General features: G+C 72.8%; 20 protein-coding genes. 6 read left to right on the top strand and 14 right to left on the bottom strand.

From position 1 onward, the window contains the following. Positions 1 to 171: 171 nt before the first annotated feature. A complete protein-coding gene (mgrA, locus tag ACSURM_RS33360; RefSeq protein WP_436959614.1) occupies positions 172 to 1,167 on the bottom strand; it encodes an L-glyceraldehyde 3-phosphate reductase in 996 nt (331 codons plus the stop codon). A 112-nt stretch (positions 1,168 to 1,279) separates the two neighbouring features. Here mgrA and ACSURM_RS33355 point away from each other — a divergent pair, with 112 nt between their 5' ends. Both ACSURM_RS33355 and ACSURM_RS33350 read left to right on the top strand, forming a co-directional pair. Next, entirely contained in the window at positions 1,280 to 2,161 is an 882-nt protein-coding gene (locus ACSURM_RS33355; protein ID WP_436959612.1) for a LysR family transcriptional regulator, read from the top strand. A gap of 58 nt (positions 2,162 to 2,219) precedes the next feature. Next, a complete protein-coding gene (locus ACSURM_RS33350) occupies positions 2,220 to 2,735 on the top strand; it encodes a mycothiol transferase (protein WP_436959611.1) in 516 nt (171 codons plus the stop codon). Here ACSURM_RS33350 and ACSURM_RS33345 read toward each other — a convergent pair. Further along, positions 2,717 to 3,787 (bottom strand): adenosine deaminase, encoded by a 1,071-nt coding sequence (locus tag ACSURM_RS33345; RefSeq protein WP_436959609.1) that lies wholly within the window; start codon positions 3,785 to 3,787, stop codon positions 2,717 to 2,719. The two genes, ACSURM_RS33350 and ACSURM_RS33345, sit on opposite strands and share 19 nt — an antisense overlap. Before the next feature lie 37 nt (positions 3,788 to 3,824). Then, the gene (locus ACSURM_RS33340) at positions 3,825 to 4,220 is read right to left on the bottom strand and encodes a VOC family protein (RefSeq protein ID WP_436959607.1); all 396 of its coding nucleotides are present in this window, start codon (positions 4,218 to 4,220) and stop codon (positions 3,825 to 3,827) included. Between the two features lie 264 nt (positions 4,221 to 4,484). Here ACSURM_RS33340 and ACSURM_RS33335 point away from each other — a divergent pair, with 264 nt between their 5' ends. Further along, positions 4,485 to 4,943, top strand: a complete 459-nt coding sequence (locus ACSURM_RS33335) for a pyridoxamine 5'-phosphate oxidase family protein (protein WP_436959606.1) — start codon at positions 4,485 to 4,487, stop codon at positions 4,941 to 4,943. A 60-nt stretch (positions 4,944 to 5,003) separates the two neighbouring features. Here the strand turns inward: ACSURM_RS33335 and ACSURM_RS33330 are convergent, their stop codons facing one another. After that, positions 5,004 to 5,909, bottom strand: coding sequence for an aldo/keto reductase (locus tag ACSURM_RS33330; RefSeq protein WP_436959604.1), 906 nt, complete (start codon positions 5,907 to 5,909; stop codon positions 5,004 to 5,006). Between the two features lie 267 nt (positions 5,910 to 6,176). Then, on the bottom strand, positions 6,177 to 7,499 hold the full coding sequence (locus ACSURM_RS33325; protein WP_436959603.1) for an aldehyde dehydrogenase family protein: 1,323 nt from the start codon (positions 7,497 to 7,499) through the stop codon (positions 6,177 to 6,179). A gap of 181 nt (positions 7,500 to 7,680) precedes the next feature. Here ACSURM_RS33325 and ACSURM_RS33320 point away from each other — a divergent pair, with 181 nt between their 5' ends. Then, complete coding sequence (locus ACSURM_RS33320) at positions 7,681 to 8,817, top strand: acyl-CoA dehydrogenase family protein (protein ID WP_436959601.1); 1,137 nt, start codon at positions 7,681 to 7,683, stop codon at positions 8,815 to 8,817. A gap of 38 nt (positions 8,818 to 8,855) precedes the next feature. Here the strand turns inward: ACSURM_RS33320 and ACSURM_RS33315 are convergent, their stop codons facing one another. From ACSURM_RS33315 to ACSURM_RS33300, 4 genes are all read right to left on the bottom strand, one after another. After that, on the bottom strand, positions 8,856 to 9,998 hold the full coding sequence (locus tag ACSURM_RS33315; RefSeq protein WP_436959599.1) for an LLM class flavin-dependent oxidoreductase: 1,143 nt from the start codon (positions 9,996 to 9,998) through the stop codon (positions 8,856 to 8,858). A gap of 41 nt (positions 9,999 to 10,039) precedes the next feature. Continuing rightward, complete coding sequence (gene ssuE, locus ACSURM_RS33310; protein ID WP_436959597.1) at positions 10,040 to 10,597, bottom strand: NADPH-dependent FMN reductase; 558 nt, start codon at positions 10,595 to 10,597, stop codon at positions 10,040 to 10,042. A 210-nt stretch (positions 10,598 to 10,807) separates the two neighbouring features. After that, entirely contained in the window at positions 10,808 to 10,885 is a 78-nt protein-coding gene (locus ACSURM_RS33305; RefSeq protein ID WP_362616205.1) for a putative leader peptide, read from the bottom strand. A gap of 133 nt (positions 10,886 to 11,018) precedes the next feature. Next, positions 11,019 to 11,195 (bottom strand): hypothetical protein, encoded by a 177-nt coding sequence (locus tag ACSURM_RS33300; protein WP_181794875.1) that lies wholly within the window; start codon positions 11,193 to 11,195, stop codon positions 11,019 to 11,021. Between the two features lie 229 nt (positions 11,196 to 11,424). Between ACSURM_RS33300 and ACSURM_RS33295 the strand changes: the two genes are divergently transcribed. Then, positions 11,425 to 11,859 (top strand): SPW repeat protein, encoded by a 435-nt coding sequence (locus ACSURM_RS33295; protein WP_436959595.1) that lies wholly within the window; start codon positions 11,425 to 11,427, stop codon positions 11,857 to 11,859. A 191-nt stretch (positions 11,860 to 12,050) separates the two neighbouring features. On the opposite strand, the gene ACSURM_RS33290 is transcribed toward ACSURM_RS33295, so the two are convergent. The 3 genes from ACSURM_RS33290 to ACSURM_RS33280 form a co-directional block, all read right to left on the bottom strand. Further along, on the bottom strand, positions 12,051 to 12,512 hold the full coding sequence (locus ACSURM_RS33290; protein ID WP_436959593.1) for an SRPBCC family protein: 462 nt from the start codon (positions 12,510 to 12,512) through the stop codon (positions 12,051 to 12,053). Positions 12,513 to 12,545: 33 nt separating this feature from the next. Then, a complete protein-coding gene (locus ACSURM_RS33285; protein ID WP_436961230.1) occupies positions 12,546 to 13,061 on the bottom strand; it encodes a GNAT family N-acetyltransferase in 516 nt (171 codons plus the stop codon). 107 nt (positions 13,062 to 13,168) lie between these two features. Next, complete coding sequence (locus ACSURM_RS33280; RefSeq protein WP_436959591.1) at positions 13,169 to 14,614, bottom strand: APC family permease; 1,446 nt, start codon at positions 14,612 to 14,614, stop codon at positions 13,169 to 13,171. Between the two features lie 200 nt (positions 14,615 to 14,814). Here ACSURM_RS33280 and ACSURM_RS33275 point away from each other — a divergent pair, with 200 nt between their 5' ends. Then, positions 14,815 to 17,532, top strand: coding sequence for a glycoside hydrolase family 2 protein (locus ACSURM_RS33275; RefSeq protein ID WP_436959589.1), 2,718 nt, complete (start codon positions 14,815 to 14,817; stop codon positions 17,530 to 17,532). A 54-nt stretch (positions 17,533 to 17,586) separates the two neighbouring features. On the opposite strand, the gene ACSURM_RS33270 is transcribed toward ACSURM_RS33275, so the two are convergent. Both ACSURM_RS33270 and ACSURM_RS33265 read right to left on the bottom strand, forming a co-directional pair. After that, positions 17,587 to 19,029, bottom strand: coding sequence for a hydrolase (locus tag ACSURM_RS33270; RefSeq protein ID WP_436959587.1), 1,443 nt, complete (start codon positions 19,027 to 19,029; stop codon positions 17,587 to 17,589). 222 nt (positions 19,030 to 19,251) lie between these two features. Further along, positions 19,252 to 19,623, bottom strand: coding sequence for a MerR family transcriptional regulator (locus ACSURM_RS33265; protein ID WP_436959585.1), 372 nt, complete (start codon positions 19,621 to 19,623; stop codon positions 19,252 to 19,254). Positions 19,624 to 19,659 lie beyond the last annotated feature (36 nt).

Genomic DNA, 19,659 nt, shown 5'->3' with positions numbered 1-19,659 from the left:
CTTTCCGGCCAGTCTCCCGGCATATTCCGCGCCCGCGCTGACCGGAACGCGACGGTACGGCGACGGCCCCGAGCGGGGTGTGCCGCCCGGCGGCGCCCGAGGACCGCGTACGCGGCGAGCCCGGCGCCGGGGCGGGCGGCCGGGCTCGTGCGGTTCGGGTGGGTCAGGGCGTTACGACGACTTGACGATGGCGTCGATCCGCGCCAGTTCCTCGGTGTCGAACTCCAGGTTCTGGATGGCCGCCACGCTGTCCTCGATCTGGCGGGCGCTGCTCGCGCCGACCAGCGCGGACGTCACCCGGCCGCCGCGCAGCACCCACGCCAGCGCCAGCTGGGCCAGCGTCTGGCCGCGGGACTTGGCCACCTCGTCCAGCGCGCGCAGCCGGGCGACCAGGTCCTCGGTCACCGCGTCCGAGTTCAGGAACGGGCTGTCGCTCGCGGCCCGGGAGTCCTCGGGGATGCCGTCGAGGTAGCGGCCGGTGAGCAGGCCCTGCTCCAGCGGGGAGTAGACGATGGAGCCGACCTGGAGTTCGTCCAGGGCGTCGAGCAGGCCCTCGTCCTCGGGGCGCCGGTCGAGCATCGAGTAGCGCGGCTGGTGGATGAGGAGCGGGGTGCCGAGGTCGGCGAGGATGCGGGCGGCCTCGCGGGTCTGCTCGGCGGAGTAGTTGGAGACGCCGACGTAGAGCGCCTTGCCCTGCTGCACCGCCGAGTGCAGGGCGCCCATCGTCTCCTCCAGCGGAGTGTCCGGGTCGGGGCGGTGCGAGTAGAAGATGTCGACGTAGTCCAGGCCCATCCGCCGCAGGCTCTGGTCGAGCGAGCCGAGCAGGTACTTGCGGGAGCCCCACTCGCCGTACGGGCCGGGCCACATCAGGTAGCCGGCCTTGGTGGAGATCACCAGCTCGTCGCGGTAGCGGGCGAAGTCCTCCCGCAGCGCCGCGCCGAAGGCGGACTCGGCGGCGCCGGGCGGCGGGCCGTAGTTGTTCGCCAGGTCGAAGTGCGTGACGCCGAGGTCGAAGGCGCGGCGCAGGATGGCCCGCTGGGTCTCCACCGGCCGGTCGGGGCCGAAGTTGTGCCACAGGCCGAGGGACAGGGCGGGGAGCTTCAGGCCGCTGCGTCCGGTGCGCCGGTAGGGCATGTCGGCGTAGCGGTCGGGGTGTGCGGTGTACAACGCGACTCCATGAGGGGTGGGCACGGGATCTACCGGTTCCACTGTTCCCCGGGCGGTGGGCAGCGGTCCAACAGAAGAATCCGATGAGATTCAGCGACTAGGCTGCTCAATCATGGAACTGCGCCATCTCCAGCACTTCGTGGCGGTCGCCGAGGACCGGCATTTCACCCGGGCCGCCGAACGCCTGATGGTGTCCCAGTCGGGCCTGTCGGCGTCCATCCGGGCGCTGGAGCGGGAGTTGCGGGCACCGCTGTTCGTGCGGACCACGCGCCGGGTGACGCTGACGGAGGCGGGGCGGGCGCTGCTGGTGGAGGCCGAGCGGATCCTGGCCCAGGTGCGGGCGGCGCACGACGCGGTGGCGGCGGTGCAGGGGGTGCTGCGCGGCACGCTCGCCCTCGGCACCGAGCAGTGCATCGCCGGGGTGCGGGTGGCCGAGCTGCTGGCGGCCTTCCGGGGCCGGCACCCCGATGTGGAGATCCGGCTGCGGCAGGCGGGCTCGGGCGAGCTGGCGGAGGAGGTCGCGGCCGGGCGGCTGGATCTGGCCTTCGCCTACCGCACCCGGGCCGACAGCGACCAGCTGCGCTCGGTGTCGCTGGCCGACGAGCCGATGACGGTGCTGTGCCACCCCGGCCACCGGCTCGCCGCCGCGCCGGCCGTGCTCGGCCCGCGCGACCTCACCGGTGAGGTGTTCGTGGACTTCCACCCCGACTGGGGTCCGCGCCGCACCACCGACGCCGCGTTCGCCGCGGCCGGGGTCCGGCGCACGGTCGCGCTGGAGGTCAACGACGTGCACAGCCTGCTGGACCTGGTGGACGAGAACCTGGGGATCGCGGTCGTACCCCGGCACTTCCGGCACAAGCGGCCGTCACTCACGGCGCTCCCGCTGAAGGGCACGGGCGGGACGCGGTACGAGACGGTGGCCCTGCTGCCGCCGGAGCGGGCCACGAGCCCGGCCGCCCGGGCACTGGTCACCCTGCTCGAGACGGGAACCTGACGCACCGGCCGCCGGATTCGGGGCGCGGGAGCGGCGGCGGTTTGCGATGGTGGGCGGTATGCATGCCAAGGACATCCTCATCGACGGCTACGGCCGCATCCGGGAAGAGGTCCACGCCGTCCTCGACGGCCTCGGCCCCGAGGAGCTGCACCGCCGCCCGGCCCCCGACGCCAACAGCGTCGCCTGGCTGGTCTGGCACCTCGCCCGGGTGCAGGACGACCACATCGCCGACGCCTTCGGCCTCGACCAGGTGTGGCTCGCCCAGGACTGGCAGAAGCGGTTCGGGCTCGACCTGCCCCGGCACGACACGGGCTACGGGCACACCCCGGCGAAGGTCGCGAAGGTGCGGGTGGAGTCGGCCGGTCTGCTCACCGGGTACTACGACGCCGTCCACGAGCAGACCCTCGGGGCCCTGCGCACCCTGACCGCGGGGGATCTGGACCGCGTCGTGGACGAGCGCTGGGATCCCCCGGTCGGGCTGGGCGTGCGCCTGGTGAGCGTCCTGTCCGACGATCTCCAGCACGTCGGACAGGCCGCCTACCTCAGGGGGCTGGTTCAGAGCGCGGCGGCGTAACCCGGCAGGACCACGTCCTCGATCAGGGCCGTGCGCTGGTCGAACGGGACGAACGCGCTCTTGAGGGCGTTCACGGTGACCGTGCGCAGGTCCTCCACCGTCCAGCCGGCCTGCTCCACCAGCAGGGACATCTCGCGGGTCATCGACGTCCCCGACACCAAACGGTTGTCGGTGTTCAGGGTGACCCGGAAGCCCAGGTCCTTCAGGGCGGTGATGGGGTGCTCGGCGATCGAGGCGGCGCAGCCGGTCTGGAGGTTGGAGGTGGGGCACATCTCCAGGGCGATCCGGCGGTCGCGCACCCAGGAGGCGAGACGGCCGAGCTTGCCGTCCACGATGTCCTCGGTCAGGCGTACCCCGTGGCCGATGCGCTGGGCGCCGCACACCTGGAGCGCCTGGTGGATGCTGGGCAGGCCGTACGCCTCGCCGGCGTGGATGGTGAAGGGCATGCTCTCGGCGCGCAGGTAGGCGAAGGCGTCGAGGTGGTCGGCGGGCGGGAAGCCGTCCTCGGCGCCGGCGATGTCGAAGCCGACGACTCCGGCGTCCCGGTAGGCGACGGCCAGTTCGGCGGTCTCGCGGACCCGGTCGAACATGCGCATGCCGCACAGCAGGGTGCCGACCCGGACGGGGGTGCCGGCCGCGGCGGCCTTCGCCATGCCGGCGGCGAGGCCCTCCTGGACGGCCTCGACGACCTCGGCCAGGGTGAGCCCGCCCTTGAGCATCAGCTCGGGGGCGTAGCGCACCTCCGCGTAGACGACTCCGTCGGCGGCGAGGTCGAGGACGTACTCCTCGGCGGTGCGCAGCAGGCCCTCGCGGGTCTGCATGACGGCGAGGGTGTGCTCGAAGGTGGCGATGTAGCGGACCAGGTCGCCGGAGTCGGCGGCCTCGACGTACCAGGCGGCCAGCTCGCCGGGGTCGGTGGTGGGCAGGGTGTGGCCGACCGCGGCGGCGAGCTCGACGACGGTGGCGGGGCGCAGGCCGCCGTCGAGGTGGTCGTGCAGGACGGCCTTGGGGAGCCGGCGGAGGGTCTCGGTGTCGATGCGGGACGCGGTCATGGGCGTGTCGTTTCCTCGGCTGGTGCTGTGGGTGGGGTCAGTGGGCGGCGGGCTGGAGCAGGTCCCAGCGGTTGCCGTACAGGTCCTGGAAGACGGCGACCGTGCCGTACGGTTCGTGGCGCGGCTCCTCCAGGAAGGTCACGCCGGCGGCGGTCATCCGGGCGTGGTCGCGGGCGAAGTCGTCGGTGTGCAGGAAGAAGCCCACGCGTCCGCCGGTCTGGTCGCCGGCCCGGGCGCTCTGTGCGGCGCCCTTGGCACGGGCCAGCAGCAGCCCGGTGCCGGGCCCTTCGCCGCCGGGCTCGACGACGACCCAGCGCGAGCCGTCGGGCCGCGGGGTGTCCTCGGCGAGGCGGAAACCCAGGGCCTCGGTGTAGAAGCGGATCGCCTCGTCGTAGTCGTGGACGACGAGGGTGACCAGGGCGACGCGGCGCATGGTTACCTTCCGGCGGGGAGCGGTTAGCCGGTGAGGTTATACGTAAAACGTTACGGGCGCCAGTCCCGTTTCTACGCGCGTCACGCGGGGTGGCTGGCGGGCTGCCGCAGGGCGTCGGAGGCGGGGCCGTGCGGGGCGGCGGCGAGGGCGCGGGCCGTGTACGGCGGGGACCGACCGGGGCCGCGGACCTACGCCCGGGGACGGAGGCGGGCACGGGCCCGGGCCTCAGGTGCCGGTGGGCGGGGGCCGGTAGCGTCGGCGGGCATGACGATCGACGAACGGGTCCGCACCCCGGCCCGGCGCAAGAGCGACCTGCTGGCCCGGCTGGAACGGGAGACCGACATCTGGGTGGCGACGGCGGACGCGCACGGTGTGCCGTGTCTTGTACCGCTGTGGTTCGTCTGGCACGAGGAGTCGTTCTGGCTGTGCACGCGCGGCACCAACCCCACCGGCCGCAATCTGCGCGACGGCGGCCGCACCCGGCTCGCCCTCGGCCACACCCGGGACGTCGTGCTGGTCGACGGGGAGGTACGGGCCTACGGCGCCGGGGAGGTGCCGGTGGCGGCGGCCGAGGCGTTCACCGCGAAGACGGGCTGGGATCCGCGCGCGGACAGCCCGGCCTACGCCTACTTCCAGGTCCGGCCGGTCGCGGTGCAGGCGTGGCACGAGGAGCGCGAGCTGCGCGGCCGGCATCTGATGCGGGACGGTGCCTGGACCGTGTGACGCCCTCCGGCACGGCCGGCGGGCTTGAGCAGGGCCCTGGTCGAGCCGTGGCCACGGCGGTCAGCCGGCTTGGGCGCGGGCCTGGTCGAGCCGGGCCGACTCCCCGGCGGTGAGCCGCAGCGCCCCGGCGGCGACGTTCTCGGCCAGGTGGCCGGGGTCGCCGGTGCCGGGAATGGCGAGGACGTGCGGGCCCTGGTGCAGCGTCCAGGCGATGCGGACCTGCGCGGGAGTCACGCCGTGGGCGCGGGCGACGGAGAGCACCGCGTCGTCGTGCGCGGCCGTCGCACCGCGCTCCCCGGCCTCTCCGGCCACGGTGTAGAAGGGGACGAAGGCGATGCCGTGCGCGCCGCACAGCCGCAGCAGCTCGTCGCCGACGGGGTCGGGACGGTCGAGGGCGTACCGGTTCTGGACGGCCACCACCGGGGCGATCCGCAGCGCCTCGGCGAGGTGGTGGGGCTCCACGGCGGAGATCCCGAGGTGCCGGACCAGCCCCGCCGTGCGCAACTCGGCGAGGGCGCCGAAGTGTTCGGCGATGGACTCCTGGCCCATGCGGCGGAGGTAGACGAGGTCGAGATGGTCCCGCCCGAGCTGGCGCAGGTTCTCCTCGACGTGGCCGCGCAGTTCGTCGGGGCGGGCGGAGGTGCCCCACGCGCCGTGGTAGTCGCGGTAGGGGCCGACCTTGGCGGCGATGACGAGGTCATCGGGATACGGGGACAGCGCGGTGTTGACGAGTTCGTTGGCGGAACGCAGCGAGGAGAAGTAGAAGGCCGCCGTGTCGATGTGGTTCACGCCGAGTTCGACGGCCTTGCGCAGCACGGTCAGCGAGCGTTGCCGGTTGCTCGGGGTGCCGTGGTGGAAGGCGGCGCTGCCCGTCAGCCGCATGGTGCCGAAGCCGATGCGGCGGACGGGCAGATCGCCCAGCGCGAAGGTGCCGGAGGCGTCCGCGGTGATCGTTTCCGTGGTCATCGGCGGAGTCTCGCACACGGCGCGCCCGCCGCACGTCAGCAGCAGGCCGGCTCCCGGCGTGACCCCGAGGATCCCGGCGAAGCGCCGGCAGGCGGAGACCCAGCTCCGCACCCGCGCGGGGTTCTTACCGTGTGTTCCGGTACGGCGACGGTGAACTTCCTTGTGGCGCACGCCTCTCGGGCCCCGGGAGCGCGTGGCCGGGGCCCGAGAGGCGCGCGGTCGGGGCCCGAGAGGCGTGCGGTCGGGGCCCGAGAGGCGCGCGGTCGGTCAGCTCAGCGGCTTCGCCAGGACGGCCTTGCGGTGGCTGAACGTCTCGATCGAGTAGCGGCCGTGGTAGTTGCCCATGCCGCTCTCCCCCACCCCGCCGAACGGCAGGTCGGAGACGGTGAGATGGGCGACGGGCAGGCCGTACCCGAGGCCGCCCGAGGAGGTCTCGGCGGCGATGCGCGCCCGGGTCTCGTCCGACTCGCTGAAGACGTACAGGGCCAGGGGCTTGTCGCGGTCGTTGATGAAGCCGATGGCCTCGTCCAAGCCGGACACGGTGACGATCGGCAGGATCGGGCCGAAGATCTCCTCCCGCATGACGGGCGAGGCGGGGTCGACGTCGGCGAGGACGGTCGGCGCGAGGTACTTCGCCGCCCGGTCGCCGACGCCGCCGACGGCGACCCGGCCGGAGCCGAGCAGGCCGGACAGCCGGTCGAAGTGCCGCTCGTTGACGATCCGGCCGTACTCCGGCGAGCGCGCCGGGTCGGCGCCGAACAGCCTCTCCACCGCGCGGACCAGCGCGGCCTCCAGGACCGGCGCGGTCTCCGGGTCGGTCAGGACGTAGTCGGGGGCGACGCAGGTCTGGCCCGCGTTGAGGAACTTGCCCCGGGCCAGCCGGTCGGCGACCGCTTCCAGGTCGGTGCCGCGGTCCACGAACACCGGGGACTTGCCGCCCAGTTCGAGGGTGACCGGGGTGAGGTGCTCGGCGGCGGCTCGCATGACGATACGGCCGACGGTGCCGTTGCCGGTGTAGAAGATGTGGTCGAAGCGCTCGGCCAGCAGGGCCGTGGTCTCCGGGATGCCGCCCTCGACCACCGCGACCGCGTCCGGGTCCAGGTAGGCCGGGATCAGCTCGGCCAGTACGGCGGAGGTGGCCGGGGCCAGCTCGCTCGGCTTGGCGACGACCGCGTTGCCGGAGGCCAGCGCGCCGACCATGGGCGCGAGCAGCAGCTGCGCCGGGTAGTTCCAGGGCGCGATGACGAGGACGACGCCGAGCGGGTCGTACTGCGTCCAGGCCGTGGCGTCGGCACCCAGGTGCGGCGGTACGGGCGCGGGCTCGGGGCGCAGCCAGTCCGCCAGGTGCTCCAGCGTGTGGTCGATCTCGCGGACGGTGAAGTCGATCTCGGTGCGATACGCCTCGGTCTCGCTCTTGCCGAGATCGGCGCGGAGGGCGGCGGCGAGGTCGGCGCCGCGTTCCGTGAGCAGGGCGCGCATCCGGCGCAGCTGATCGGTACGCCAGTCGACGGACTTCGTCCGGCCGGTGGCGAAGGTGGCGCGCAGCCGGGCCACGACGTCGGCGGGCCGCTCGGGCAGGGAGTGGTTCACGGTGCCTCGGTGGATCACGTAGGGGTAGTCGATGCATATGGCAACCTTTCATGTCCTCAAGTTCATTCCGGCGGGGCGGGTGGAGTGACGAGGGTCACGGCACCGCCGGCTGAGCCGGGGCTGGGCCGGGCCGGGCCGGGCGCACGGAAACACCGTCCGAAGGCCCGGAAGAATCTCCCGCATGGACCTCACTCCGCATCCGCTCGTCGTCCGCGCCCGCCGCCTCGCCGCTGACCTGCTCGCCCCCGAGGCCGAGCGGGTCGACCAGGAGGGGGTGCCCCCGGGCCACATTGAGGCGGTGAAGCGGTCGGGCCTGCTCGGGGTGACCGCCCCGGCGGACCACGGGGGCGCGGGCGCGCCGCCCGCCGTGGCGCGGGAGGTCGCGGAGATCCTGGCCGGGGCGTGCGGTGCCACCTGGTTCGTGCAGACCCAGCACCACACACCGGTGCAGACCCTGGTACAGAGCGAACACCCCGTGCGGGAACGGCTGTTGGGCCCGTTGTCCCGCGGGGAACTGCTGTCCGGGGTGGCGTACGCGCACCTGCGGTCGTATCCGCGCCGCCCGGTACGGGTCCGGCCGGAGCGCGGCGGCTGGCGGTTCGACGGGACGGTGCCCTGGTACACCGGCTGGGGCCTGAACGACGTGATGCTGCTGGCCGGGGTCACCGACTCCGGCGAGGTGCTGTTCGCCTTCACCGAGGCCCGCGAGCGGCCGGGCCTGCGGGCCTCGGAGCCGATGCGGCTGGCCGCCCTCACCGCCGCGCGCACGGTGTCCCTGGAGCTGGCCGGCCTGTGGCTGCCCGCGGACACGGTGGCCCTGCGCATGCCGTACGACCGCTGGGCCGCCGGGGACCGGGTCAAGACGCCGCACACCAGCCCGGCCGTCTTCGGCGTCACGCAGACCGCGCTCTCCCTGCTGGACACGGGCACGGCCGCCCCGCTCCGCGCCCGCCTCGCCGGGATCCGCCGCAAGGCGTACGAGCTGGCGGACGCGCCGCCGCCCAAGGGGTGGACGGGGCGGCCGACCACGGCGACGCGAGCCGGAGCGGCCGGGGCGGAGCCGTCGGCGGACGCGGTGGACGCGTGGGTGGGGGAACGGCTGGCGGTGCGCGCGGCGGCCTACGAGCTGCTGCGTACGGCCACCACGGCGGCGGTGGTGGCCGGCGGCGGCCGCGCGACGGCCCTGACCAGCCGCGCCCAACGCCTTGCCCGGGAGGGGCTGTTCCTGCTGGTGCAGGGCCAGACCGCCGAGTCGCGCGAGGCACATCTGCGGGCCCTGAGCGGGGCACCCGCGGACACCGGGGAACGGAACGCCTGAGAAGCGCCCCGCGTTTCCCACGGGTGGCGCTCGGCCGGTCAGAGGGCGACCGGCACCTTCGGGGCCGCGGCGGGCGCGCGCCCGTCGGGGTGGGACCACAGACCCCGCGCGGCGAGCCGGGGCAGCACGCCCTCGCCGAACCAGTACGCCTCCTCCAGGTGCGGATAGCCGGAGAGGACGAACTCGTCGATGCCGAGCGCGTGGTACTCCTCGATCCGCTCGGCCACCTCCTCGTGGCTGCCGACCAGCGCCGTCCCCGCACCGCCCCGCACCAGTCCGATCCCGGCCCACAGGTTGGGGTGGATCTCCAGGCCGTCCCGGCTGCCGCCGTGCAGCGCGAGCATGCGCCGCTGCCCCTCCGACTCGCTGCGGCCGAGCCCCTCCTGCACGGCCCGTACGGTCTCCGGGTCGAAGCCGTCGAGCAGCCGGTCCGCCTCCGCCCAGGCCTGCGCCGCCGTGTCCCGCGTGATGACGTGCAACCGGATGCCGAAGCGCGGGGTACGGCCGTGCGCGGCGGCGAGCCCACGGACCCAGGCGACCTTCTCGGCGACCTGTGCGGGCGGCTCGCCCCAGGTGAGGTACACATCGGCGTACCGGGCCGCGACCTCGCCGGCGGCCGGTGAGGAGCCGCCGAAGTACACCTCGGGCACCGGATCGGGCACCCGGCTGAGCCGCGCGTCCTCCACCCGCAGGTGGTCCCCGGCCAGGTCGACGCTCTTGCCCTCCCACAACTCCCGTACGACATGCAGGAATTCGCCGGTACGCCGGTACCTGGCGTCCTTGTCGAGGAAATCGCCGTAGGCCCGCTGTTCCCGGCTCTCCCCGCCGGTGACGACGTTGAGCAGCAGCCGTCCCCCGGTCTGCCGCTGGAACGTGGCCGCCATCTGCGCGGCGAGCGTCGGCGAGACGAAGCCGGGGCGGAAGGCGACGAGGAACTTCAGCCGTTCGGTGTGCTGGCTGACCATGGCGGTGGTCAGCCACGCGTCCTCGCACCAGGCGCCGGTCGGGGTGAGCGCGGCCACGAAGCCCAACTCCTCGGCGGCGCGCGCGATCTGGCTCAGATAGGCGACCGTCGGCGGCCGATCCCGGCCGGACGCGGTCGCCGGGCTGCCGTGGCCGCCGCCGACGACATCACGGCTGTCGCCGTTGGTGGGCAGGAACCAGTGGAAGGTGAGGGACACGGGGTCTCCGATCGCTTGTGTCCGTGGGGTGGCCGGGCCGCTCAGCTCGCGGCCGCCGCCAGTACGGGCGTGCGGTCCAGGGCGGCGGCGAACTGGTCCACCACGTGCCCCAGGGCCTCGGCGGTGGCCGGTGCGACGGTCAGGGAGCCGTCCTCCCGCACGGTGATGTCCTTGTCGAGGGTGAACCAGCCCTGGACTATGTGTGCGGCACCCATGGAGTTCAGCACCGGCCGCAGGGCGTAGTCGATGGCGAGGACGTGCGCGGTGGAGCCGCCGGTGGCCAGCGGGAGCACGGTCTTGCCGGTGAGCGCGTACTGCGGGAGCAGGTCCAGGAGCGCCTTGAGAACCCCGGAGTACGACGCCTTGTAGACGGGCGTGCCGACCACGACGCCGTCGGCGCGGGCGAACGACTCCGCGGCCCCGGCGATCGCGGGGTGCCGGAAGTCCGCGCCGAGCAGGGCCTCGGCCGGGAGGGTGCGGATGTCGAGCGGGATCACCTCGTGGCCCTGGGCGATGAGCCGCTGGTCCAGGTGGCGCAGCAGGAGGCTGGTGCGCGAGGAGGCGGAGGGGCTGCCGGAGACGGACAGGACGGTGGCCATGGGTGTCTCGTTTCTGAGGTGCGCCGGGCGGCCGTACGCGAATGGGCGCCCGGGGAGAAGGCGGTCGAGGTCACCGCGTCCCGAGCCGGAGCGGGCACGCGGAACCCCTGTCGGGGAATCGCTCGACGGGAGCCGGGCACGCCGAATCCGGTGAAAGGGAAGGAAGTTCGGTCGCGCCGGACGCCCGGAGGAAAGGAAGAGGAGGGCGGGTCAGGCCGTGGCGCGACAGGAGGCGCTGGAGACGCGTGCGAGATCGACATGGCGTCGCCGCGTGAGGTCCAGTCGCATGGTCATGCCATCGATCGTGGCAGCAGCCCGCGACGGCAGTCAAGGAGATCCCGGCCGTTCTCGTATCGCGGACCCACGCGCGCCACGGCCGCCGCGCCGAGTCGCGCGGCGGCCGGGTGCGTACGGCCGGCCCTCAGGCCCCGCCGTCCTCCTCCCGCCCCTCGACCACCACGAGGAAGGCGTCCGACTTCAGGTCCATCACCACGGTCGCCGGTTCACCCTCGGCACGTCGGGCGGCGGCGTACTCCTCCGCGGGCCACGACCCACGTGGAGCCCCGGCGGGGAAACGCTCCAGCACCCTCGCACTCATGACGGCGGCCACCTCCTCTTCACCGGCCCCAACGGGACGCGCCATGGAATGTACGGGTTGTACCGATCCGCTTGCCCCCGACAGGCGCGGACATGCCACCGACAGCGCCCACCACCCCCGCCCACCCTCTACACATAAGCCGGAAGCAAGGGCAAAATAGACCATACGGCGCACTCGCCATGCACCGGACCAGACCCCGTCTGGCCTGCGAAGTCAAAGGAGACGACTCATGGCCGACTTGCACAGGGGTGACATCTCGAGCCACCCCGATGTCTCCGAAATGCGGGACCGCTACTCCCGTGTACTCGGTGGTCGTGATGTGGCGCTCGTGGACGGGCCGGTGTTCCTGCTCGGCCTGTACTGTGCCGCGTCCCCGTGGATCCTGCACTACACGGCGAGCCAGCCCGCCCTCGTCGCCCACAATCTGATCGTGGGCACAGCGATCGCCCTGCTGGCCCTGGGATTCACCCGGGCGCCCGAGCGGATGTACGGCCTGAGCTGGGCCATGTGCGCCATGGGCATCTGGATGATCATCGCCCCGTGGATCGTGGGCAGCCGCCCGGACGCGGGCGTCATCGTCAACAACATCATCATCGGAGCCCTGGCCCTCGTCCTCGGACTGGTGTGCGCCGGTACGGCCGCGAAGAGCACTCCCAGGCCGTAGAACGCGGGGTCCGGAACCCCGGGGACCGGCCCGGCCCCCGGGCCGTGGAGCCCGGACCGCGGATCCCCGGACCACGAAAGAGATCCCCAGACCACGAAAGAGGAGACCGAGGAAAGGAGACGAGGAGATCGGCAAGGAACAAGAACAACGAGGCCGGTCCGCCGGACGGACCGGCCTCCCCTTGTCCCCGGTCAGCCGGCCGGCACCCGCCACGGCTCCTGGGGCAGCGGCCGGCCGGTCTCCAGCAGCGACTTGAGGTTGGACAGCACGGCCGGCCAGCCGGACGCGACGGCAGAACGCTCACCCTCGTCGGCCAGGTCGTCGTGCGTGACGGTCAGCCGGACGATGTCCTCGTACGGCCGGATCCCGAAGGCGACCCTGGAGTGCCGGTCCTCGCGCCCCTCCTCGCCGGGCGCGGCCCAGGTGGTCACCAGCCGGGCCGGCGGCTCGCTCTCCACCACCCGGCCGACCACGTCGGCGACGCCGGAGCCGTCGGCGCGCACATGCTCCCAGCGGGAACCGGGCCGCCAGTCGGAGACGTTCCGGTGCCCCCAGTAGACGGCCGTCAGGTCGGCGTCGGTGAGCGCCTCCCAGAGCCTCTCGGGAGTGCTCGCGATGTAGGTGACGTACACGAAGCCGGGTTGCTCGGTCATGGTTGCCCAAGCTGGCGAGGTGATCGTCCGCTGTCAAAGGTCCGCGTCGGGCCGGGCCGGCACGGTGAAGGAGATCCACACGTCCGGCGGCAGCTCCGGCCGGCCCGGCACCGGGCGCGGCTCGCGGGTCCAGGCGTCGCCGGCAAGGTCCGCGGCGACCCGTGGCCAGAAGCGCGCGGCGGCCGGGTTGTCCTCCTGGTAGGCGATCTCCCACGGCCCGGGGTGCCGGGTGAGCACCTCGCGCGCGGCCCGCAGCCCGATGCCCCGGCGCCGGGCGCCGCGCACCACGAAGAAGCTGTTCAGCACGCGCACCGGGCCGTCGAGCCCGCGGACGAACGCCAGCCCGGCAAGGCGGTCGTCGCGTATCAGCAGGTACGGCGCCCAGCCGGGTCCGGTGAAGGCGGACGTCACCCAGTCGTCGCGGAAGCGGCCGTCGGCGGCGGGCAGGCCGCCCTGGAACTCGGACAGGTCGTGGCGGAACATCAGCCACAGCCGTTCCACGGCGGGCCGGTCGGCGGGGGTCGCGGGGCGGACGGCGAGGTCCGCGATCGTGTTCTCGGCCGTGTTGTCGGCCATGTTCTCGGTCGTGTTCTCGGTCATGAACGAGAGCGTCCCCGGCGGATCGCGGTCCGGCCGGGGAGGTGGTGTCCGTAACCCTAGCTCATCTCAAGGGCGTTGCGGGTCCCCCCGGTGTCCTCGGCGGTCTCCTTCGGGCCGAACGGCCAGACCCGCTCGCGCCACGCCCACCCCAGGAAGGCCACGCAGCCCAGGGCCAGCCAGGCCAGGGACCACTCGACGGGGTGGCGGCCCGGGGAGTTGTGGTCGGCGTAACCGTAGATCACGCACCAGCCCGTGAAGGCCAGGACGCTCGGCAGCGGGTAGAGCCACATGCGGTAGGGGCGGGGCAGGTCCGGCCGGCGTCGGCGCAGGACCGTCAGCGCGACGATCTGGGCCAGCGCCTGCACGATCACCATCACCGTGGTGAGCAGCTGGATCAGGGTGGCGAGGTCGGTGTGGCGGCCGACCAGGAAGCCGACGGCGGTGATCACGCCCATGGTGGCCAGGCCGGACACCGGGAAGCGGTGCCTGGGGTGCAGCTTGCCGTACGCGCGGAAGAAGACCCGGTCACGGGCGGCGTCGTAGGGCACCCGGGAGCCGCCGAGCAGTCCGGTGAAGACGGAGGCGAACGCGGTGACGAGGATCAGCACGGTCACCGTCTCCGCCGCCGCCCTGCCCCAGGTGCCCTCCAGCACCGCGGAGGCCACCGAGGTGGAGGCGATGTCGTGCGGGTCGGTCATCCGGTGCCAGTCGACCACGCCGAGCGTGCCGATCTGGAGCAGCAGGTAGATCGCCATGACACCGAGGATCGAGAAGAGCACGGAGCGCGGGAGGGTCCGGCCGGGGTTCTTGATCTCGGCGCCCATGTAGGCGGTGGTGTTGTAGCCGAGGTAGTCGTAGATGCCGATGGTCAGGCCCGCGGCGAACCCGGGCCAATAGTGGTCGCTCATCACATTGAACGCGCCCGGTGGGTAGGTGAAGGCCATATGTGGGCTGAAGTGGGTGGCCGCGGCGGTGATGACCAGCAGCACGGAGGCGATCATCACGGTCCACAGGACGGCCGTGATCCGGGCGATGTGCTCGATGCCGCGCCAGAGCAGGAGCACCACCAGGGCGATGACGCCGAGGCCGGTCAGGTCGCCGGCCGTCCGCCCGAGGCCGGGGGTGAGATAGCCGAGGTACTGGACGAAGCCGACCACGCCCGTGGACATGATCAGCGGGATGAACAGCATGGCCGTCCACACGAACAGAAACGGCATCAGCCGTCCGGTGCGGTGCCGGAAGGCCTGGCGCAGATAGACGTAGCTGCCGCCGGAGCCGGGCAGGGCGGCGCCCAGTTCGGCCCAGACGAGCCCGTCGCACAGGGCCAGGACCGCGCCCGCGAGGAACCCGGTGACCGCCTGCGGGCCGCCGAACGCGGCGACCATCAGCGGGATCGTCACGAACGGGCCGATGCCGCACATCTGGCTCATGTTGATCGCGGTGGCCTGGAACAGGCCGACACGGCGGACGAGACCACCCGTGGGTGGCGGGCTACCGGACAAAGGGGCCTCCTGACACGGCGGACATCCGACGCACCCGGCAGCGGCTGATCTACCGTCAGACGCACGACGGCGAAACGATCCTTCACAGGCCGACGGCGTCCCCCGCCGGTCTCCGCGAGGCTCGTTGACAGTGTCCGGGGCGCGACCTAGCGTGACGCAGGTTAGTAAAGTTTCCTAACTTTACGAGGCTGGAGACCGCCGTGTTCCCTCGCCCCACCCGCCGGCTCCCCCTGGCCGCCGCGGCGCTGCTCGCCCTGGGCGGCGCCCTGACCACCGGCGCCTGGGCCGGCCGCGGGGAGGCGACCGACCCCTACCGGCCGGACCGGATCACCCCCGTCCCCTCCGCCGCGGGCACCAGCACCCCGCTGTCCCGCTATGTCATCCAGTCCGCCGCGAAGGTGGGCGACTCGGCGGCGGTCGTGTCCTCCCCCGGCTACCCGGCGCGGAACTGGTATCCGGCCGGTCCCCGCTCCACCGTGCTGGCCGCGCTGCTGGCGAACGGCGTGTATCCCGACCCGTTCCGCTCCACCAACCAGCGGCAGATCCCGCGCGCCGACTTCGAGGTGCCGTGGTGGTACCGCTCGGACTTCGCGGTCGAGGACACCGCCCGGCGCACCTTCCTGGACTTCAGCGGCGTCGTCTCGGCGGCCGACGTCTATGTGAACGGCCGTATGGTGGCACCGGCCTCCCGGGTCACCGGCGCCTACACCCGTCATGAGCTGGACATCACCTCGCTGGTCCGGCCGGGCACGAACACGGTCGCCTTCCGGGTGCGGCCCAACGACCCGAACCGGGACCTGACCATGGGCTGGCTGGACTGGCTCCAGCCGCCGCCCGACCGGAACATGGGCCTGGTCCGCGACGTCCTGGTCCGTCGGGGCGGCCCGGTCGCGCTGCGCGACGCGCACGTGGTCACGAAGCTGGCGGTGCCCTCGCTCGCCACCGCCGACCTGACGGTCAGGGCCCAGGTCCGCAACGACACGGGCTCCACGGTCACCACGCGGATCACCGGCAGTGTCGGCGACATCCGGTTCGCCCGGACGCTGACGCTCGGCGCGCACGAGTCGAAGACGCTCTCCTTCTCCCCCGCCGACGTCCCCGGCCTGCGCCTCACCCGCCCCAAGGTGTGGTGGCCGGCCGGCCTGGGCAAGCAGCCGCTGTACGACCTGGACCTCACCGCCACCGTGGACGGCACGCCGTCGGACACCGCACACGAGAGCTTCGGCATCCGGGACGTGCGGGCCCCGCTGAACGCCGACGGCGCCCGCCAGTACCGCGTCAACGGCCGCCCGCTGCTGATCAAGGGCGGCGGCTGGTCCCCGGACGAATTCCTGCGCTGGGACCGCGCCTATACCGAGGACCGCCTGAAGTACGCCCTCGACCTGGGCCTGAACACCCTCCGCCTGGAAGGCCACCTGGAGCCCGACGAGTTCTTCGACCTCGCCGACCGCTACGGCGTGCTCGCCCTGCCGGGCTGGGAGTGCTGCGACAAGTGGGAGGGGGACTTCAACCCCAACGGGTCCGGCGAGCCGTGGTCCGGCGCGGACCACGCCGTGGCGCGGGCGTCCATGGCCGCCGAGGCCGCCCGGCTGCGCGGCCATCCCAGCGTGCTGTCGTTCATGATCGGCAGCGACGCCGCGCCGGACGCGAAGATCGAGGAGGGCTACCTGGACGCGCTGGAAGCGGCCGACTGGCCCGTCCCCGTGGTCCCCGCCGCGTCCGACAACTCCTCCCCGCGGCTCGGCGACTCGGGCATGAGGATGACGGGCCCCTACGACTGGGTGCCGCCCGGCTACTGGTACGCCAAGCAGGAGGGCGGGGCCACCGGCTTCAACTCCGAGACCAGCGCGGGCCCGAGCATCCCCACCCTGGACACGCTCCGCCGGATGATGACACCGGCCGAACTGGACACCCTCTGGAAGGACCCGGACGCCCGGCAGTACCACCGTTCGCCGTCCGCCACCTTCGGCACGCTCAAGATCTACGACGAGGCGCTCACCGGCCGCTACGGCGCTCCCACGGGCCTCACCGACTATGTGCGCAAGGCCCAGCTCGCCCAGTACGAAACCGTGCGCGCCCAGTTCGAGTCGTACCGGCGCAACGCGACCGACACCGACCGGCCCGCCACCGGTGTCGTGTACTGGATGTTCAACAGCGGCTGGCCCTCGCTGCACTGGCAGCTGACGGACCGTTACCTCGACCAGAACGGCGCCTACTTCGGGGCGAAGAAGGCCAATGAGCCGCTGCATGTGCAGTTCTCCTACGACGACCGCTCCATCGTGGTGGTGAACAACCGCACCGCTCCCGTCCGGGGCCTCACCGCGCGGGCCACGCTGTTCGATCCCGACGGCACGCGCCGGTTCGACGAGAGCGCCGGCGGGGTCGCGGTGAACGGCGGCGGCGCGCATGCCACCGCCCTCACCCTGCCGCCCTCGGTGGACGGGTCGGCGCGCACCCAGCTGCTGCGGCTGGTGCTGACGGACGCGGCCGGCAGGGAGGTGAGCCGGAACGTGTACTGGCTCTCCACCCGGCCCGACACCCTCGACTGGGACGACACCACCTGGTACTACACCCCGACGACGGAGTACGCCGACCTGACCGGGCTGGCCTCGATGGCCCGGGTGCCGGTGTCGGCGAAGGCGGTCACCCGGGCGTCGGAGGGCGTCTCGACCACGACGGTGACCCTGCGCCACCACGGGCGCGGGACGACCCCGGCGCTGCTGACGGACGTCGACGTGGTGGGCGCGGAGGGCAAGCCGGTGCTGCCGGTGCGCTGGTCGGACAACCAGGTGAGCCTGTGGCCGGGCGAGTCGGTGACGCTGACCGCCACCTACCGGACGGACGGCCTGCGCGGCTCGGCACCGCGCGTGCGCGTCTCCGGCTGGAACACACCGGAGACGACGATTCCGGCGCGCTGACGGGACGGGGAGCCGAGCCGTACGACGACCCGCCCCCACCGCTCCCGGCCCGGCTCAGCTCACGTCGAGCGCGGTGTCGTCCACGACGAACGAGGTCTGGTACTTCGTGCCCTCGGTGCCGGTGAACCTCAGGGTGACGGTCTGCCCGGCGTAGCCGCCGAGGTCGAAGGCGCGCTGGGTGTAGCCGGAGGCGGCGTCGAGGTTGGAGTACGTCGCCAGGGTGCGCAGCACGGTGCCGGAGCCGTTCAGGAGCTGGACCTTGAGGGTGTCGTAGGCCGTGCTGGTGGTGGTCTCGGCGGTGTCCACGTGGAGTTGGAAGGTCAGCCTGGCCGCGCAGCCGGACGGGAGGGTCACCGACTGGGCGAGGGTGTCGGTGGTGGCGGTGCCGTTGCCGGCGAGCCAGGCGTAGTACGAGCCCGAACGGGCCGCCTTGGTGGTGGAGTTGGTGATGACCCCGCTGGTGGTGGTCCAGGCGGTGGTGCCGGACTCGAAGCCGTTGTTGCGGAGGAGCTGGGCGGCGGTGCAGGTCGTCGAGCCGCCGCCGGTGCCGGTGCCGCCCGCGCCGGACAGCCACGCGGTGGCGTTGAGCGCGAGGGCCTCGTTGGTGGCGCTGGTGTCGTTCCAGCCGTCGTAGAGGGTGTTGCCGGACTGGCCGGTGCCGTCGTCGACCGGGGAGCTGTCGCCCCAGAAGGCGACCCGGCCGCTGCCGAAGGTGCTGGTGGCGAAGAAGACGCCGGTGTTCCCGGAGTAACCGGTGCGGTGGAGCAGGCCCTTGACGGCGGGGTTGTCCGCGGGCTTGAGGGTGGCGGTCGTACCGCTGGCGATCAGGCTCTTGGTGACGGTGCCGAAGGAGCCGTGCAGCACCGGGTCGGTGGCGTCACTGATCGCGGCCGGATGGTCGGAGCCGACACTCAGCGAGTCGACGGAGAAGCCGAACGGGTCGGTGGAGTCGACGCCGTTGTTCGTCATCAGGTCGTTGAAGATCTCGACCGCGTCGTAGCCGTCGTTGTTGCGGTCGGCTCCGGTGTGGTCGGCGATCATGAACAGTCCGCCGCCGTTCTTGACGAAGTTCATGATCGCCGTCTTCTCGGCGCTGGTGAAGAGGGTGTTGGGTTCGGGCAGGACCAGCGTGTCGAAGTTCGACAGGTCGGTGGCGGAGGCGCCGCCGTACGCGAGGTCGGAGCCCGACGGCAGGGTCTTCAGGTTGTAGTCGCCGGTCTTCTGCAGCGCGACGCCCCAGGAGGACAGGGCCCCGGTCCAGTCGGTCTCGGCGGACGGGGAGGAGTCCTGGCCGAGCGGGTCGGGCTGGCTGGTGGAGATGATCCAGTCGGCGTTGCCGGCCGTCTCGGCGTGGGCGTTGTCGAACAGGACGCGGTGGGGGGTCGCCGCGTGGGCGGGGGTGCCGGTGCCGGTCTGCACGGCGGCCGAGGCGAGCAGCAGCGCCGCGCCGGCCAGGGCGGTGGTGCCGCCGCGGCGGGATCTTTTCCGTCCGAGCATCCGTCGAACCTCCGTGAAAGGGTGGGAAGAGGCGGTGCGGGCGCCAAGTCTGCGCGCGTAGAACCGGCTTGGGGTGTCCTCCGCGCGACGGTTGGCTGAAATGTACATGGCGGTGAAGGCGGGTGAACAGGGGGTTCGGGCGCCGGACGGGAGCGCGCCGGATCACCACCGGAGGCACTTGAGGCGCGGGAACGACGCGACGCGCCGGCCGCGCCGGGGAGTTCAGCCGCCGTCCGGCCGTACCGCCGCCAGGTAGGCGGTGAGCCGGTCCCGGTTGCGGGCCAGGCAGTCGATGCGGGCCTGGATGCGGTCGATGTGCTCCTGGAGCAGGTCGGCCGTCCCGGACGGCACGCTCTCCGGGGGAGGCACGAGACGGCCGGGCCCGCACAGGTACGGCAGGATCGCTCGGATCATCTCGGTGGTCAGCCCGGAGTCCAACAGGCCCCGGATCTGCCCCACCCGCGCGACCGCGGACTCCGGGTAGCTGCGGTAGCCGTTGCCGGCGCGGCCCGGGTGCAGCAGGTCCTGTTCCTCGTAGTAGCGCAGCAGCCGGGTGGCGACGCCCGTGCGCCGGGACAGCTCACCGATGCGCATCGCGCCTCCCGGGCTCCGGCTTGACTTTCACACTGA

It is taken from the genome of Streptomyces sp. SudanB182_2057 (genome assembly GCF_964272715.1).
Classification (GTDB): Bacteria; Actinomycetota; Actinomycetes; order Streptomycetales; family Streptomycetaceae; genus Streptomyces; species Streptomyces rubradiris.
Note: the sequence above shows the minus strand (reverse complement) of the source record. Positions and strands in the feature narration are given on the sequence as shown.

Bases quoted from the DNA above. Each gene is read 5' to 3' on its own strand.
- ACSURM_RS33355 (WP_436959612.1), top strand. From the start codon at position 1,280: ATGGAACTGCGCCATCTCCAGCACTTCGTGGCGGTCGCCGAGGACCGG.
- ACSURM_RS33350 (WP_436959611.1), top strand. From the start codon at position 2,220: ATGCATGCCAAGGACATCCTCATCGACGGCTACGGCCGCATCCGGGAA.
- ACSURM_RS33345 (WP_436959609.1), bottom strand. From the start codon at position 3,787: ATGACCGCGTCCCGCATCGACACCGAGACCCTCCGCCGGCTCCCCAAG.
- ACSURM_RS33340 (WP_436959607.1), bottom strand. From the start codon at position 4,220: ATGCGCCGCGTCGCCCTGGTCACCCTCGTCGTCCACGACTACGACGAG.
- ACSURM_RS33335 (WP_436959606.1), top strand. From the start codon at position 4,485: ATGACGATCGACGAACGGGTCCGCACCCCGGCCCGGCGCAAGAGCGAC.
- ACSURM_RS33330 (WP_436959604.1), bottom strand. From the start codon at position 5,909: ATGACCACGGAAACGATCACCGCGGACGCCTCCGGCACCTTCGCGCTG.
- ACSURM_RS33320 (WP_436959601.1), top strand. From the start codon at position 7,681: ATGGACCTCACTCCGCATCCGCTCGTCGTCCGCGCCCGCCGCCTCGCC.
- ssuE (WP_436959597.1), bottom strand. From the start codon at position 10,597: ATGGCCACCGTCCTGTCCGTCTCCGGCAGCCCCTCCGCCTCCTCGCGC.
- ACSURM_RS33305 (WP_362616205.1), bottom strand. From the start codon at position 10,885: ATGCGACTGGACCTCACGCGGCGACGCCATGTCGATCTCGCACGCGTC.
- ACSURM_RS33300 (WP_181794875.1), bottom strand. From the start codon at position 11,195: ATGAGTGCGAGGGTGCTGGAGCGTTTCCCCGCCGGGGCTCCACGTGGG.
- ACSURM_RS33295 (WP_436959595.1), top strand. From the start codon at position 11,425: ATGGCCGACTTGCACAGGGGTGACATCTCGAGCCACCCCGATGTCTCC.
- ACSURM_RS33290 (WP_436959593.1), bottom strand. From the start codon at position 12,512: ATGACCGAGCAACCCGGCTTCGTGTACGTCACCTACATCGCGAGCACT.
- ACSURM_RS33270 (WP_436959587.1), bottom strand. From the start codon at position 19,029: ATGCTCGGACGGAAAAGATCCCGCCGCGGCGGCACCACCGCCCTGGCC.
- ACSURM_RS33265 (WP_436959585.1), bottom strand. From the start codon at position 19,623: ATGCGCATCGGTGAGCTGTCCCGGCGCACGGGCGTCGCCACCCGGCTG.